Here is a 14793-nt window from a genome sequence, read left to right as displayed (position 1 = left end):
CAGCCCGGAGAACTTCCTCCGGGCTGCCCATGCCGCTCACGCTGGTCTAGCCCAGCACCTCGTTCAGCAAACCCGCTAGCCGTACGCCAGCCTGCTGGATGCGCTGCTTCATCATTTCGGAGTGCGCCGGGTAATAGTTGTAATCTACGTCGCCGTTGGCCGGGGCGCTGCGGTACACCTGCTCACTGGCCTGGTACGACTCCCAGAACCAGCTTTCCGGCGACGATGACTGCCACTCGCGCACCTGCTGCCGCCGGATGGGCCCGTCGTAGCGGGTGGCCATTTCCGTGTAGCTCAGGCCCTGGTAGTCGATCAGACCGCTGTCCCAGAGGCTGTGCATGTTGGTGTCCTTGCCGCGGTATTTCACCTTGATGTCGTTGCCGCCCTTGTCCTCGGCGTGGCCGGCGTGCAGAGGCTGGTGGGCGTCGCCCACGAGGTGCACCACAAACTTGAGGGCGGCGAGCTTCTCGGCCTGTGTCTTGCTGGAATCGGTCAGCTCCCGAAGCTTGGCCTGCAGCATATTGTAGGCGTTGGGGCCGGACTGGCCCTTCAGGTCCTGCAGGTACTGCGTCTCGTTCAGGCCCGAGGGCGAGTTGACGTAGTGCCAGGGGGCGGTGTCCTTGAACTCCGGGTAATTACGGATTTCGTCGGGCCAAGTGCTCACCAGAGCCAGCGTTTCGGTGCCCAGCAGGCGCTGCACTTCGCGGCGGGCCTTGCGGGTGAGGTGGTTTTCGGCAATCTGGCCCACAGCGCGGTGGCCGTCAACACCCCAGGCCCACAAGCTCAGCGGCGACAGAAATAACAGAAACAGCGGCAGCAAACGCTTGCGCATAATCAGAAAGAGAAGGTGGAAGGGTCGGAAAAGCAGGGCAAATTACTGGCATTTCGAGGATTTGTGGCAATCCTGCCCGCAAACTTGTATCGGGCTGGTTACTTGTCATGGTTCCTCACAACTTCTTCGGCTGTGTTTGCTATTCGATAAATGAAAAGAGCCCCGCCGGCAATGCCGACGGGGCTCTTTTATAATTGTATTATGCCCTAAACGCTGGCTTCTACTGTCGTTTTAGGAGCACCGGCCAGAATTTCGTCGTTGGCGAAATCGGCGTACTTCCGGAAGTTAGCCACGAACTTGTGGGCCAGGTCGGCGGCCGTTTTGTCGTAGGCCTCCTGGTCGGCCCAGGTGGCGCGTGGGTCCAGGATTTCGGTGGGCACGCCCGGCACCGAGGCCGGCACTTCTACGCCGAAGATGGGGTGCTTTTTGAACTCCACGTCGTTCAGCTCGCCGTTGAGGGCGGCCGTAATCATGGCGCGGGTGTAGCCCAGCTTCATGCGCGAGCCGACGCCGTAGCTGCCGCCGCTCCAGCCGGTGTTCACCAGCCACACGTTTACTTCGTTTTCGTCCATTTTCTTGCCCAGCATCTCGGCGTACTTCGTCGGGTGCAGCGGCAGGAATACGGCGCCAAAGCAGGCCGAAAACGTGGTCTGCGGCTCCGTGATGCCCATTTCCGTGCCGGCCACCTTGGCCGTGTAGCCGCTCATGAAGTGGTACATGGCGTGGCTCTTATCGAGCTTGCTAATGGGAGGCAGCACCCCGAAGGCGTCGGCCGTCAGGAAGAAGATGTTCTTGGGCGCCTCGGCCACCGAAGGCTCAATGGCGTTCGGAATAAAATTGATCGGGTAGGCCGTGCGGGTGTTTTCGGTTACGCTCTTGTTGGCGTAGTCCACGGTGGTGGTGCCGGGCACAAAGCGCGTGTTCTCCACGATGGAGCCGGTTCTGATGGCGTTCCAGATTTCGGGCTCCTTCTCGGCGCTCAGGTCGATGACCTTGGCGTAGCAGCCGCCCTCAAAGTTGAAAATGCCGGCGTCCGGCGTCCAGCCGTGCTCGTCGTCGCCGATCAGGCCGCGGTTGGGGTCGGCGGAAAGCGTCGTTTTGCCGGTACCCGAGAGGCCGAAGAAGATGGCCGTGTCGCCGTCTTTGCCCACGTTAGCCGAGCAGTGCATCGGCAGCGTGGCGCGCTCGTGGGGCAGCAGGTAGTTAAGCACCCCGAAGATTCCTTTCTTCATCTCGCCGGCGTAGCCCGTGCCGCCAATCAGAATCATCTTCTTGGAGAAGTTCAGAATAGCGAAGTTCTTCTGGCGCGTGCCGTCTACGGCTGGGTCAGCCTCGAAGCCAGGGGCGCAGATGATGCTGAAGTCGGGCGTCCAGCTGGTATCAGCACCCTCGGCGGGGCGCAGGAACATATTGTAGCAGAACAGGTTGTGCCAGGCCAGCTCATTCACCACGCGCAGCTTGAGCTGGTAGTCGGGGTTGGCGCCGGCGTAGGCGTCGCGCACGTAAAGCTCTTTGTCGGCCAGGTACTGCACCATTTTCTGGTGCAGTTGCTCAAACTTGTCTTCGGCGAAGGGAATGTTGATGTCGCCCCACCAGACGCTGTCGGCGGTGCCGGCGTCTTTCACCACGAAACGGTCTTTGGGGGAGCGGCCGGTGAAGGTGCCGGTGTCGGCCATCAGGGCGCCGGTGTCGGTGAGCACGCCTTCGTGGCGGCGCAGGGCCTCCTGCGTGAGCTGCTCAGGCGTGAGGTTCAGGTGCACCTGCGCGGCCTGCGTGATGCCCAGCGGAGCCAGGCGGGTAGTAGCGGCGGAATCTAGCATAACAGAAGCCGGAAACTGGGTTGGGTGGGAAAATGAGGGAATTAAGACAAAAATAGGCAAAACGACGGGCCGGCAACGTTGCCGGAAGAAATTTTGCGAAAATTCGCTGAAGGGGTGGTGCTGGGTGAAGCCGCAAACCGGGCAAATTCGGGGCGTTATTCGGGGGTTGGGAAACTTTTGTAGCTTTACCAACCTCCGTGCGGTTGCAGCCGGCGGCTTTTTCTTCCTTTCTACCACTTCATTTCTATTTCATGCAAACGACCTCCGCTGTGCGGGAGCAGCCCCAGATGGCCGCTTCCACCGGCCATCCGAAGGGCCTTTATGTGCTCTTTGCCACCGAGATGTGGGAGCGGTTCAGCTACTACGGTATGCGCGCCCTGCTGTCTTTGTACATGCTCAAGGCGCTCCTTATGAACAAGGAGATGTCGTCATTGATTTACGGCAACTACACCTCGCTCGTGTACCTGACGCCGTTGTTGGGAGGCTACATGGCCGACCGGTACTGGGGCAACCGCCGTTCCATTCTGGTGGGTGGTTTGCTGATGGCCGCCGGGCAGTTTGCCTTGTTCTTCTCGGCCTCGATGTACGGCGCTGGCCAAACCGAAGTGCCTTCCGCCCAATTGCTGCTGTTCTTTGTCGGTCTGGGCTGCCTGATTTTCGGCAACGGCTTCTTCAAGCCCAATATCTCTTCGATGGTGGGGTCCTTGTACCCAAAGGGCGACTCCCGTATCGACGCGGCCTATACCATCTTCTATATGGGCATCAACCTGGGCGCTTTTTTCTCGCCTCTGGTGTGCGGCACGCTCGGCGACACCGGCAATCCGGCCGACTTCAAGTGGGGTTTCCTGGCCGCCGGTATCGGCATGCTGGTTGGCAGCCTCACGTTTGAGATGCTGAAAAACAAGTACGTAGTAACGGCTGAAGGCGCTCCGCTGGGCGCCAAGCCCGAGCGCACCGTGGAGCATTCCCCGGTAGTGCCCGTGCAAACCGACGGCCCGGTTCGTTCCGAGACGATTGCCCAGCCTACCAAGAGCTTCGCCAGCAAGCTGCCCATGCTCATCGGCCTGTTTGCGGTAGTGTACGCGGCTATTGCCTGGCTGATGGACCGCGACTGGATTGGCGCGTTGGTATTCTCGGCCATGATTGTAGCCCCGGTTACCATCCTGACCGACCCCACGCTCACGGCCCGCGAGAAGCAGAAAATCTACGTTATTTTCATCCTGAGCTTCTTCGTAATCTTCTTCTGGGGCACGTTCGAGCAAGCCGGCGCCTCGCTGACTTTCTTCGCCGACGAGCAAACGGACCGTACCCTGGGCTCCTCCGTGGTGCCGGCGTCGTATTTCCAGTCGGCCAATGCGCTGTTCATCATTGTGTTTGCTCCGATTTTCGCGGTGCTCTGGACCTGGATGGGCAAGCGCGGCACCGAGCCTTCGTCGCCGCTGAAAATGTCTATCAGCCTGATGCTGATGGCGGTAGGCTACCTCATCATTGCGTTCGGCGTGAAGGGCGTAGACGCTAATACCAAAGTGAGCATGTTCTGGCTGATCACCATGTATCTGGTGCACACCTTTGCCGAACTGTGCTTGTCGCCGATTGGTCTGGCGCTGGTGAACAAGCTGGCTCCCGCGCGTTTCGCCTCGCTGCTGATGGCGGTGTGGTTTCTGGCCACAGCTGCCGGCAACAAGCTGGCGGGCGTGCTGTCGGGGCTGTATCCTCCCGGCCCCGGCGAGTTTGCCAAAGCGTCCAAGGAAGGCATCAACCTGCCCAACATTCTGAACGGCACCTCTCAGGCCACCGCCGATGTAACGGCCAAACTGGCGGAACTGGAACTGGCCTCTAACTGGCCCTCGTTCCTGGGCTTCCAGATCACCAGCCTCTACGACTTCTTCATGATCTTCGTGGGGCTGTCGGCAGTTGCCTCACTCATTCTGTTCGTGCTGTATAAGCGCCTCAATACAATGATGGCTGAGCCGGTAACGACGGCGTAATCTGAGTCGTCTGCAATAAAAAAGCCCTGTCAGACTTTTCTGGCAGGGCTTTTTTATGGTTTATAATGTGCAGTGATTCAGTTTGCCCTGTCTGATATCAAATCCTTGAAGGACCTCTCACGTCGATAATGATGTCAGACCGTGTACATACTTGGTTGGTAGTAGGAGCAAGCTTGGTGCTACTGTATGGTGGGCTAAGCTTGCTCAATACGCAGGTGAGCCTCAAATATGAAGTCGGTGATGATCCTTGCCTATCCGTAGTATCGGGCCGCAACCTCTGTGCTGACTACGGGCAAATGAAGTGGCTGTGCTATGCTGCATTCGGGGCCTTATTGGTGCTCATCAGCTTCAGCAACCAGTTGATTCGCAAGAAATAACCTTACATGCGGCACACGAAAAAGCCCCGCCGGACCAGAGTCCAGCGGGGCTTTTTTTGTCTAAGCGGTTGGCTTAGCGGATGATGCTTACATCATGCCGCCCATGCCGCCCATGCCGGCACCACCGCCACCGTGGCTGTGGTCTTTCTCAGCTTCGGGCTCGTCCGAAATCACGCACTCGGTGGTCAGGAGCAGGCCGGCAATAGAAGCGGCATTCTCCAGCGCCAGGCGCGTTACTTTGGTCGGGTCGAGGATACCGGCGGCCATCAGGTTTTCGTAGCGGTCCTCGCGGGCGTTGTAGCCGTAGTCGCCTTTGCCTTCGCGCACCTTCTGCACTACCACCGAGCCTTCGCCACCGGCGTTCTGCACGATCGTACGCAGGGGAGCCTCCAGGGCCGTGCGGATGATGTTCACACCGGTACGCTCGTCACCGTTGTGGGTATCCACAGCGTCCAGCGCATCCAGCGCACGCACCAAGGCCACACCGCCGCCGGGTACCACGCCTTCCTCAACGGCGGCGCGGGTGGCGTGCAGGGCATCGTCAACCCGGTCTTTCTTCTCTTTCATCTCCACCTCAGTGCTGGCACCGATGTAGAGGATGGCCACGCCACCCGACAGCTTGGCCAGGCGCTCCTGCAGCTTCTCCTTGTCGTAGTCCGACGTGGTGGTGCTGATCTGGGCTTTGATTTCGTTGATGCGGGCGGTGATGGTTTCCTTCTCACCCTTACCATTGACGATGGTCGTGTTGTCCTTGTCAATGATAACTTTCTCGGCCGTACCGAGGTACTCCAGCGTAGCGCTGTCGAGCTTGTAGCCGCGCTCTTCCGAAATAACCGTACCGCCCGTCAGGACAGCAATGTCTTCCAGCATGGCCTTACGACGGTCGCCGAAGCCAGGAGCTTTTACGGCTGCAATTTTCAGCGAGCCACGCAGCTTGTTTACTACCAGCGTCGCCAGAGCTTCGCCGTCTACGTCTTCGGAGATGATAACGAGCGGCTTACCGCTTTGTACCACCTGCTCCAGTACGGGTAGCAGCTCCTTCATGGTGCTCACCTTCTTGTCGTAGATGAGGATGTACGGGTTGTCGAACTCGGCCTCCATCTTCTCCGGGTTGGTCACGAAGTAAGGGGAGAGGTAGCCGCGGTCGAACTGCATGCCTTCCACCGTTTTCACTTCGGTTTCGGTGCCACGCGCTTCTTCCACGGTAATCACGCCTTCCTTTCCCACTTTGTCCATAGCATCGGCAATCATTTTGCCGATTTCCATGTCGTTGTTGGCCGAAATAGCGCCTACCTGGGCAATTTCCGACGAGTTTTCAATCTTCTTGGACTGCGCCTTCAGGTTGGCAACTACAGCAATTACTGCCTTGTCGATGCCGCGCTTCAGGTCCATTGGGTTGGCACCAGCAGCTACGTTCTTCGAACCGGCGGCGTAGATGGCCTGAGCCAGTACGGTGGCGGTGGTAGTGCCGTCGCCGGCCTGGTCAGCCGTTTTGCTGGCTACTTCCTTCACCAACTGGGCGCCCATGTTTTCCACCGGGTCGCTCAGCTCAATTTCCTTGGCTACCGTCACACCATCTTTGGTGATGCTCGGGGCGCCGAATTTCTTGTCGATAACCACGTTGCGGCCTTTTGGGCCGAGGGTTACTTTCACGGCGTTAGCCAGTTTGTCTACGCCGCGTTTCAGCTTGTCGCGGCCGTCGGTATCGAATTGGATGTTCTTAGCCATCAGTTATTCGGGTATGGGGAATTCAGAAAGAGAGAAAGGGGCGGCTTAGAGTACGGCAAAAATGTCCGACTCCTTCATGATGAGGTAGTCCTCGCCATCTACCGTAATTTCGGTGCCAGCATATTTGCCGTAGAGCACCTGGTCACCTGCCTTTACCTGGGGCTTGATGGTGGTGCCGTTGTCGGCAACCTTGCCTTCGCCCACGGCTACTACTTCGCCACGCTGGGGTTTCTCCTTGGCCGTGTCGGGGATGATGATGCCCGATTTGGTTTTTTCCTCGGCAGCGGCCGGCGCGACAATCACGCGGTCAGCCAGCGGTTTGATGCTAAGCGACATATTGTACGTTTTGGTTGAAAGGTTTACTTGAAACAAGGTGGTGCCGAGTGTTCCGCACTTCCCGTGCCAGCCCGCCAAACCTGACAGAATGAACGCCGGAATGGCCTTAAATCGGTCAGCTTGCTACCACGGACTGCCAAAGCTGACAGAAAATTCGGCCCAGCAACTGTCTGAAACGGCAGTTGCCGGGCCGAAGGTAGCAGAAGGAATGCCTGACGAAAGTGCAGCATTCGGGCCGTAGCAGGAAGTAGCTAGAAGCAGCGCTGAGCGTGTTGCCCGCCAACCAGCCAGGCGGAGCAGGTGAACGAAGCGCTGCTTCGTGGTACTGGCAGATACCAAAAACGGCGGCTTCCCGTGAGGGAAGCCACCGTTTGGTAAAGAGGAAGGCCGAAACCTGCTACTGGGCCGGGGCCGGAGCGGGTGCCTGCGTAGGAGCCGGAGCGGCAGCGCCACCAGGGGCCGGAGCGCCGGGCACAGCCGGAGCCGTAGCGGCGGGCAGACGGGTTTCGAGGGCTTTCTGCTGGTTGATGCTACGGCCGGGGCCGGCATCGGTGGTGCCGTTGAGCACGTGGGTGCCCAGCGTGAGCACCATCAGGGCAATGGCAAAACCCCAGGTGAGCTTCTCCAGCAGGTCGCCGGTGCGCTTCACGCCCATAAGGTTGGCCGCGCCGCCCGCGCCGAACTGGCTGGAAAGCCCGCCGCCTTTAGGGTTTTGGGCCAGCACCACCAGGGCAAGCAGGAAACACACGAAAAGGATTACAATAATGAGCGCAGTGTACATCTACTCCGGAGTTTGCAGTTGGTGAATTTGGTCGGTAAAGTACGCGCTTTTTTCCGGCTGGCGCACCATTAGCCGTTCATATATTTCAATGGCTTTGTCGATTTTGCCCTGTTTGACCATAATTTTGGCCAGGCTTTCGGAGGCCAGCTGCGGCACCACGCTGGTGCTGCGCACCGATAAATCGTCCTGCCCCTCGGCCGGGGCGGGCCGTTTCGCCGCCGACTTCAGCCGCGGCTGATTCTGCAAAAACTGGTCGATGAGGGCCAGGGAGGAGCGGGCCGGGCGGCGCCTGGGCTGGTGCGCCGCGGCGTGAGCCTGCAGCAGGGCATCAGGGGCAAAAAACTCGTCGATGGGCAGGCCGGTGGTCAGCTCGCCGTCCTGCATCTGCAGGGCGTAGCCGAGGCGGCTGCCGCCGCCCAGCAAGGCGTAGGCCAGCGCCGCATCGGAGTGAAAAGCAGGCACTACCGGCTTGGCTACGGGGGGCAGCAGGGGCAGGTCGTCGTCGGAATCGGCGCCGGTGAGCTGGTAGGAGGACGGCGCCGGCAGGGCTTCCGGCGCCGCCAGCCCAAACTCGAATCGGGAAATCCCGGCTTCTGCCGGCGGCCGGATGGGCGGCGCCACCGGGGGCAGCAACTCTTCCACTGCCAAAACAGGCGCTATTGGAGCCTCCGGAGTGGTGGCATCCGGCGCTTCATCCGCGTCCGCAGACAGTGCATTTTCAGCAACCGTGGTAGTAGTAGCCTCTTCATTCGGAGAAGCGGCTACGTCCTCAGTCTCCACGGAAACGGAGGGCGTAGCAACGACTTCAGCCGCAGGGGCTTCCGTTTCGGCTGGCGCTTCGGTTTCCGGAGAACTTTGCGCTGCGGGTTCTGGCGCAGTTTCAGCGGGCACTACGGCCTCCAGCGAAGCTGCCGCGTCCGCGCTGGCAGGGGCTTCGGGTGTGGCCAGCGGCACTTCCGCTTCCGCCGGAATGGCTGCTGCGGGCGTAGCGGTGGGAGCGGGGGCTTCTTCTACCAGCGTGGCGCTGCTGCCGTCGGCCAGGGCGTCTTCCGGCGTATTTTCCAGCGGCAGTACGTCTTCGGGCTCCAGCGTCTGCAGAAAAGCAGCTGTGTTTCCCACGGACTGAACGGTGGCTGACTGCGGCGCGGCAGTCGTGCCCACCAGATGCTGCGCCGCGGGGGCCGCCAAGCGCTCCTGCACCGGCTGCTCCAATAGCTGGCGCAGCAGTTGGCGGTCGGCGGCGTAGGTTGCCGCCCGGCGCAGGCGCTGGCTGGCCAGCATGCTGCCCCGGTCGTGGTCTGCTTTGGCCAGCAGCAAGTGGGCCGTCTGGCAGTACGGGAAAGCCGCGGCCAACTGCTCCAGCTCCCGGATTTCTGCCTCCGAAATCCCGCCTACGTGGTCCAGAATGTGTAACAGCGACGCGCGGGTCATCTAGTTGAAAGAGTTAAATGGCTGAATTGTGGCGTAGTTGAACGCATTCGGCCGAAGCGAGAAAAGCGGACCGGCAGGTATGCCAGCACCGTGTGGGGCCGCAACAATACAGCAATTTACCCAGTTGCCCATGCTGCCGCCCGGGCCGCTACCAGTTCGCCACCGACTTGTTGAAGGTATCGGTGATGATGTTCTGGGTGATGCGGCGCGTGGCGGTGGGGTCGTTGTTGATGCGCGTAATGTCCTGGTCGGCCGGAAAGTCGCCGTTGCTCTGGAACGTCTGCTCGAAGTCCTGCTTGGGGTCTTTGGTGTTGGCGTACTTCACGCGCACCTGAATGGTGAGGCGGTTGACGCCGGCCTGGTCGATGCCATTCTGGTTTTGGATGGCGGCCGGGGCGTAGTCGTAGGCCGTGATGGCGCCCTCAAACTGCAGGTCGCCGTCGCGCGGCACCAGCTTAAGCGTGGTGTTGCGCTGGAAGTAGTCCTTGAAGTCCTCGGTGAAGCGCTGGGCCAGGAAAGACGGGCCGTTGCTGGAGTTGTTCTGGAAGGTGCTGATGGAAATGGTTTTCACCTCCGGGTCGATGTTGGTGCCCGAAAACGAGTAAACCGAGCAGCCACTCAGGAAGAAGCTACAAGCTATAAGCGGCAAGCTGCAAGCCAGCCACAACATATATGACTTGTAGTTAAGAGCTTGCGGCTTGCGGCTTACAGCTTGCCGCTCCAGACTACGCGTTTTCCAGATCATACTGCTTGAGTTTGCGGTAGAGAGTGCGCTCCGAGATGCCCAGGTCGTGGGCGGCGTATTTGCGCTTGTTGTGGTGCTTTTTCAGGGCTTTGAGAATCATTTCCTTCTCCTTGGCTTCCAGCGAGAGGGTTTCTTCCTCCGTTTCGTGCGGAATGTCCTCTACCCGCTGCACCTCGTCCTCGTAGTCGGTGGCGTCATCAAGCTGACCGGGGGTGAGGATGTACTCAGTGGCGCCGCCATCGGGTGAGGGCTGCCGCAGGGGGCGGGCGCCGCCGTCGTAGGGGGCGGCGTTGAGGTTGGTGAACAGGTGGCTGTTCTGGCGCAGCAATTCCTGCGAGTCCTGCGGGCGCTGGCCGGCGGCCATTTCCAGCACCAGCTTCTTGAGGTCGGTCATGTCGCGGCGCATGTCGAAGAGCACCTTGTAGAGCAGGTCGCGCTCCGAGTAGCCGCTGCCGGCCGCGTCGGGGCCGGCGGCGTGCAATAGCATGGGCAGCTGGCTGGCCTGCTCGGCGGGCAGGTACTGGCGCAGGCGGCGCATATCAATCTCGCGGTCCGTCTCCAGCACCGACAGCTGCTCGGCCACGTTCTTGAGCTGGCGGATGTTGCCGGGGAAGCGAAACCGCTGCAATTCCTGCACCGCCTCGGGCGTTAGCGTAATCGGCTTGACGCGGTAACGGTCAGAAAAATCAGTAGTAAACTTTCTGAACAATAAGTAGATATCATCGCCCCGCTCACGCAATGGTGGAACCGTAATCGGCACCGTATTCAGGCGATAGTAGAGGTCTTCGCGGAAGCGGCCTTCACGCACGGCGTCGAGCAGATTCACGTTGGTGGCGGCCACTACCCGCACATCGGTCTTCTGCACCTTGCTGCTGCCTACCCGGATAAACTCGCCGTTTTCGAGCACGCGCAGCAGCCGGGCCTGGGTGCCGAGCGGCATCTCGCCAATCTCATCGAGGAAAATAGTGCCGCCGTTGGTCACCTCAAAGTAGCCTTTGCGGGCTTCTTGGGCGCCGGTAAACGAGCCCTTTTCGTGCCCAAACAGCTCCGAGTCGATGGTCCCTTCTGGGATGGCGCCGCAGTTGATGGCAATGAACTGCCCGTGCTTGCGCGGCGACAGGGCATGGATAATCTTGGAAAACGACTCTTTACCGGAGCCGCTTTCGCCCGTTATCAGCACCGTCATGTCGGTGGGCGCTACCTGCGTGGCCACCTGAATGGCGTAGTTCAGCGACGGCGCATTGCCGATGATGCCGAACCGTTGTTTGATGCTTTGTATTTCGGAAGGTGTCAAGTCGGGAGGGTTTTCGTAGGGTAGACGAAAAGCTAGGGTAGTTTATTTCTAATCGGACGAAAGAAAATCCGTCATCGTGCGCTTGCGAAGGATCCTATCACGCGTGAACAGGAATCGTTCTACAAGAAGTCAGAAATGTTCGGCTGGTATGCAGTCCTGATAAGATCCTTCGCAAGCTCAGGATGACAGACATGTCTAGTCTACCGAATCCCCCAAGAGCGATCCGCCGGTGCCGGTGTGCACGAATACGTTCACGTAGTCACCTTTCTGGTAGTGCTTTTTGGGGAATATGACGACCTGGTTCTGGCTGTTGCGGCCGCTGAGGTGCTCGTCGCTGCGCTTGGAGAAATTCTCGACCAGCACCCGGTGCATTTTGCCAACGGCCTTCTGGTTGCGGGCGGCGCTGCTTTTCTGCTGCAAATCAATGATTTCCTGCAGACGGCGCTTTTTCACGTCCAGCGGCACATCGTCCTGGAGCTTGCGGGCGGCCAGCGTGCCGGGGCGCTCCGAGTAGAAGAACATGAAGGCCATGTCGTACTGCACCCAGTCGATGAGGCTGAGCGTGTCCTGGTGCTCTTCCTCGGTTTCCGAGCAGAATCCCGCAATCATGTCGGTGCTGATGGCGCAGTCGTCGCCGAGGATGCGGCGGATGGCCTGCACGCGTTCCTCGTACCAGGGCCGGTCGTAGGTGCGGTTCATCAAAGCCAGCACGCGCGAGTTGCCGCTCTGGGCCGGCAGATGGATGTATTTGCAGATGTTGTCGTAGCGCGCCATAGTGTGCAGCACTTCATCCGTAATGTCCTTGGGGTGCGAGGTGGAGAAGCGCACCCGCAGCTCCGGGCTCACTAGGGCCACGCGCTCCAGCAGCTGCGCAAAGTTGACGTGCTCCTGGCCGTCTTCGCTGGCCCACTTATAGGAGTCCACGTTCTGACCGAGCAGGGTAACTTCCTTGTAGCCAGCAGCTACCAAATCATGGGCCTCGCGCACGATGCTGTGGGCGTCGCGGCTCCGCTCGCGGCCGCGGGTGAAGGGCACCACGCAGAACGAGCACATGTTGTCGCAGCCGCGCATGATGCTGATGAAGGCCGTGATGCCGTTGGAGTTCAGGCGTACCGGCGTGATGTCAGCGTAGGTTTCCTCGCGGCTCAGCAGCACGTTCACGGCTTTCTGGCCGCCGTCTACCTGCTGAATAAGCTGGGGCAGGTCGCGGTAGGCGTCGGGGCCCACTACCAGGTCCACCAGCTTTTCCTCTTCCAGAAACTTACTTTTCAGGCGCTCGGCCATGCAGCCCAGTACGCCCACCAGCATCCCGGGCCGGCGCTTTTTGTAGCTGTTGATCTGGGAGAGGCGCATGCGCACGGTCTGCTCGGCCTTCTCGCGGATGGAGCAGGTGTTGAGCAGCACGAGGTCGGCGCTGGCCAGGTCGTCGGTGGTATCGAAACCCTGCTCAAACAGGATGCTGGACACGATTTCCGAGTCCGAAAAGTTCATCTGGCAGCCGTAGCTCTCGATGTAGAGCTTGCGGCCCTGGCCGGTGCGGGTGGCCGCACTCACGCGCACCTCGCCGGAGGGCTCGTGGGCATGGGTGGTGGCATCCACGGCGGGCGTGGGCAGGGTAGGCGTGTCGAGAAAGTCGAGCGTAATCAGCGGTTGGGACATGGAAAAAGGCCTCGGCGGCGTCAGCTTCACGGTTCAGTGGAGGCCAAAGGTAGGCTTTTTGGGGCTAAAATGACAGAATGGCAGGAGCTGGATTAGTGGGTTTGTGGCGTGGTGAATTGGGGGAGTGATAGAACGTCATGCTGAGCTTGCCGAAGTATCTCGCGTGCTGACAGCTGAATAGTATCACAACATCAGCACGCGAGATGCTTCGGCAAGCTCAGCATGACGTTCTTTTAGCCTTCTCACCCTATCACCTCATCACCCCAGATCCAGATACGCCAGCACCTCGCGTACGTCCTGCACGGTGTGAAACGCCAGGCCAGCCAGCTGCTCTGGCTCCACGTGCTCGAAAATCCAGTTGGCGTGATAGGGGACGTGCACGGCGCGCAGGCCCAGCCGCGCTACAGGCAGGATGTCGGATTTCAGGGAGTTGCCGATCATCACAAATTTGTCGGCGGAGGCGCTATAGCGGGTTAGCAGGCGCTGGTAGGTGGCTTCGTTTTTCTCGCTGACCACCTCCACGTGGTCGAACAGGTCGCCGAGGCCGGAGCGGGCAATCTTGCTTTCCTGGTCGAACAGGTCGCCTTTGGTGAGCACCAGCAGGCGGTGGCCGCGCTGGCGCAGCTCCGTTACCACCTCCACCACGCCGGGCAGGGGCTCGATGGGGTAGCGCAGCAGGTCCTTGCCCATGTCGAGAATTTCCTGAATATCGGAGCCGCGCACGTTGCCGTTGGTGAGCTGGATGGCGGTTTCAATCATAGAGAGCATAAACGACTTGGCGCCGTAGCCGAACAGCTGCATGTTGCGGCGCTGCACGTCGTTGAGGTGCCGGCTGATGTGCGCGGCGTCGCCGCAGTGGGCCATAATTTCGAACAGTCGGGCTTCCACCTGGTCGAAGTGGGGCTGGTTGGGCCAGAGCGTGTCGTCGGCGTCGAAGGCAATGAGCAAGGGAGCGGCCATGGGCGAGAAAGGGCTTTCAACCCGCGCCACCGGCCCGGAGAGCCAGCAAAGTTACCGAACTTGCCGGCCATGAAACAGCTGATCAACCAGGCCACTTGGAACCGCCGCGAGCATTTTGCCTTCTTCTCCCAGTTTGAGGAGCCGTTTTTTGGACTGGTAGCCCCCGTGAACTGCACCGGCGCCCAGGCGGAGGCCAAGCGGCTGGGCGTGTCGTTTTTCCTGTACTACCTGCACCACGCCGCGCAGGCGGCTAATGCCGTGCCCGAGTTCCGCACCCGCATCGAAGACGGGCAGGTGTACCAGTATGAGGCGGTGCACGTTTCGGCCACCCTCGGCCGCCCCGACCACACGTTTTCCTTCTCCTTCATCGAACAGAACCCCGACCTGGCCACGTTTATAGCCTCAGCCCAGGCGGAAATAGCCGCCGTGCAGGCTAGCACCGGCTTGCGCCTGAGCGGCACCACCGCCCGCGCAGACGTGCTGCATTGCTCGGCCATTCCGTGGGTGCGCTTCAGCGGCCTCACCCACGCCCGCAGCTTCTCGCACCCCGACAGCTGCCCCAAAATCTCCTTCGGCCAGCTCTATGAGGAAAACGGTGCCACCTACATGTCGGTCTCGGTGAACGTGCACCACGCCCTGGCCGACGGCTACCACGTCGGGCTGTTCCTGCAGGAGTTCGAGCGGCGGTTGGGTGGGTTGGTGGGGTAGTGGATTGGTGGATTGAACGTCATGCTGAGCTTGTCGAAGCATCTCTACCGCTTCGTTCTGGCGAGTCGCCTCACCCCCCCCGGCCCCCTCTCCTTCAGAGAGGGGGAGCCTGACGATTGGGGTTAGTTTGGCGG

At 60.3% G+C, this 14793-nt stretch carries 12 protein-coding genes; 2 read left to right on the top strand and 10 right to left on the bottom strand.

Annotation, left to right across the window (positions count from 1 at the left end; genetic code table 11):
• Nucleotides 1-46: 46 nt before the first annotated feature.
• Together O3303_RS06870 and pckA are read right to left on the bottom strand one after the other, a co-directional pair.
• Nucleotides 47-832 (bottom strand): S1/P1 nuclease, encoded by a 786-nt coding sequence (locus tag O3303_RS06870; protein ID WP_269561325.1) that lies wholly within the window; start codon nucleotides 830-832, stop codon nucleotides 47-49.
• A 206-nt stretch (nucleotides 833-1038) separates the two neighbouring features.
• Nucleotides 1039-2652 (bottom strand): phosphoenolpyruvate carboxykinase (ATP), encoded by a 1614-nt coding sequence (gene pckA, locus O3303_RS06865; RefSeq protein WP_269561324.1) that lies wholly within the window; start codon nucleotides 2650-2652, stop codon nucleotides 1039-1041.
• Between the two features lie 251 nt (nucleotides 2653-2903).
• On the opposite strand from pckA, the gene O3303_RS06860 reads away from it, so the two are divergent.
• Nucleotides 2904-4640 carry a peptide MFS transporter gene (locus O3303_RS06860; RefSeq protein WP_269561323.1) on the top strand — a complete coding sequence of 579 codons (1737 nt, stop codon included), beginning with the start codon at nucleotides 2904-2906 and terminating at the stop codon, nucleotides 4638-4640.
• Between the two features lie 464 nt (nucleotides 4641-5104).
• Here O3303_RS06860 and groL read toward each other — a convergent pair whose 3' ends face one another.
• The 8 genes from groL to O3303_RS06820 all read right to left on the bottom strand — a co-directional run bounded on the left by groL (nucleotide 5105) and on the right by O3303_RS06820 (nucleotide 13951).
• Nucleotides 5105-6745 carry a chaperonin GroEL gene (gene groL / locus O3303_RS06855; RefSeq protein ID WP_269561322.1) on the bottom strand — a complete coding sequence of 547 codons (1641 nt, stop codon included), beginning with the start codon at nucleotides 6743-6745 and terminating at the stop codon, nucleotides 5105-5107.
• 45 nt (nucleotides 6746-6790) lie between these two features.
• Nucleotides 6791-7081 (bottom strand): co-chaperone GroES, encoded by a 291-nt coding sequence (gene groES / locus O3303_RS06850; protein WP_185889738.1) that lies wholly within the window; start codon nucleotides 7079-7081, stop codon nucleotides 6791-6793.
• A 397-nt stretch (nucleotides 7082-7478) separates the two neighbouring features.
• Nucleotides 7479-7862, bottom strand: a complete 384-nt coding sequence (gene secG, locus O3303_RS06845; protein WP_269561321.1) for a preprotein translocase subunit SecG — start codon at nucleotides 7860-7862, stop codon at nucleotides 7479-7481.
• Nucleotides 7863-9293, bottom strand: a complete 1431-nt coding sequence (locus O3303_RS06840; protein ID WP_269561320.1) for a DUF8458 domain-containing protein — start codon at nucleotides 9291-9293, stop codon at nucleotides 7863-7865.
• 148 nt (nucleotides 9294-9441) lie between these two features.
• Entirely contained in the window at nucleotides 9442-9963 is a 522-nt protein-coding gene (locus O3303_RS06835) for an LptE family protein (RefSeq protein WP_269561319.1), read from the bottom strand.
• A 55-nt stretch (nucleotides 9964-10018) separates the two neighbouring features.
• Nucleotides 10019-11332 carry a sigma-54 interaction domain-containing protein gene (locus tag O3303_RS06830; RefSeq protein WP_269561318.1) on the bottom strand — a complete coding sequence of 438 codons (1314 nt, stop codon included), beginning with the start codon at nucleotides 11330-11332 and terminating at the stop codon, nucleotides 10019-10021.
• 195 nt (nucleotides 11333-11527) lie between these two features.
• Nucleotides 11528-12991: a tRNA (N6-isopentenyl adenosine(37)-C2)-methylthiotransferase MiaB gene (gene miaB, locus O3303_RS06825; RefSeq protein WP_269561317.1), complete on the bottom strand. Its 1464-nt coding sequence runs from the start codon at nucleotides 12989-12991 to the stop codon at nucleotides 11528-11530.
• A 258-nt stretch (nucleotides 12992-13249) separates the two neighbouring features.
• Entirely contained in the window at nucleotides 13250-13951 is a 702-nt protein-coding gene (locus O3303_RS06820) for an HAD family hydrolase (RefSeq protein WP_269561316.1), read from the bottom strand.
• Nucleotides 13952-14020: 69 nt separating this feature from the next.
• On the opposite strand from O3303_RS06820, the gene O3303_RS06815 reads away from it, so the two are divergent.
• Complete coding sequence (locus tag O3303_RS06815) at nucleotides 14021-14659, top strand: chloramphenicol acetyltransferase (protein ID WP_269561315.1); 639 nt, start codon at nucleotides 14021-14023, stop codon at nucleotides 14657-14659.
• Nucleotides 14660-14793 lie beyond the last annotated feature (134 nt).

Origin of the sequence: Hymenobacter canadensis (assembly GCF_027359925.1) — a bacterium.
Lineage (GTDB): Bacteria > Bacteroidota > Bacteroidia > Cytophagales > Hymenobacteraceae > Hymenobacter > Hymenobacter canadensis.
The sequence above is the reverse complement of the archived record's forward strand: the minus strand, read 5'-3'. Positions and strand labels throughout refer to the sequence as shown.

What these genes read in the sequence shown, in the direction of transcription:
- O3303_RS06820 (WP_269561316.1), bottom strand. Translation starts at nt 13,951, where the DNA reads ATGGCCGCTCCCTTGCTCATTGCCTTCGACGCCGACGACACGCTCTGG.
- pckA (WP_269561324.1), bottom strand. Translation starts at nt 2,652, where the DNA reads ATGCTAGATTCCGCCGCTACTACCCGCCTGGCTCCGCTGGGCATCACG.
- groES (WP_185889738.1), bottom strand. Translation starts at nt 7,081, where the DNA reads ATGTCGCTTAGCATCAAACCGCTGGCTGACCGCGTGATTGTCGCGCCG.
- groL (WP_269561322.1), bottom strand. Translation starts at nt 6,745, where the DNA reads ATGGCTAAGAACATCCAATTCGATACCGACGGCCGCGACAAGCTGAAA.
- O3303_RS06815 (WP_269561315.1), top strand. Translation starts at nt 14,021, where the DNA reads ATGAAACAGCTGATCAACCAGGCCACTTGGAACCGCCGCGAGCATTTT.
- O3303_RS06860 (WP_269561323.1), top strand. Translation starts at nt 2,904, where the DNA reads ATGCAAACGACCTCCGCTGTGCGGGAGCAGCCCCAGATGGCCGCTTCC.
- O3303_RS06835 (WP_269561319.1), bottom strand. Translation starts at nt 9,963, where the DNA reads ATGTTGTGGCTGGCTTGCAGCTTGCCGCTTATAGCTTGTAGCTTCTTC.
- miaB (WP_269561317.1), bottom strand. Translation starts at nt 12,991, where the DNA reads ATGTCCCAACCGCTGATTACGCTCGACTTTCTCGACACGCCTACCCTG.
- O3303_RS06870 (WP_269561325.1), bottom strand. Translation starts at nt 832, where the DNA reads ATGCGCAAGCGTTTGCTGCCGCTGTTTCTGTTATTTCTGTCGCCGCTG.
- secG (WP_269561321.1), bottom strand. Translation starts at nt 7,862, where the DNA reads ATGTACACTGCGCTCATTATTGTAATCCTTTTCGTGTGTTTCCTGCTT.
- O3303_RS06840 (WP_269561320.1), bottom strand. Translation starts at nt 9,293, where the DNA reads ATGACCCGCGCGTCGCTGTTACACATTCTGGACCACGTAGGCGGGATT.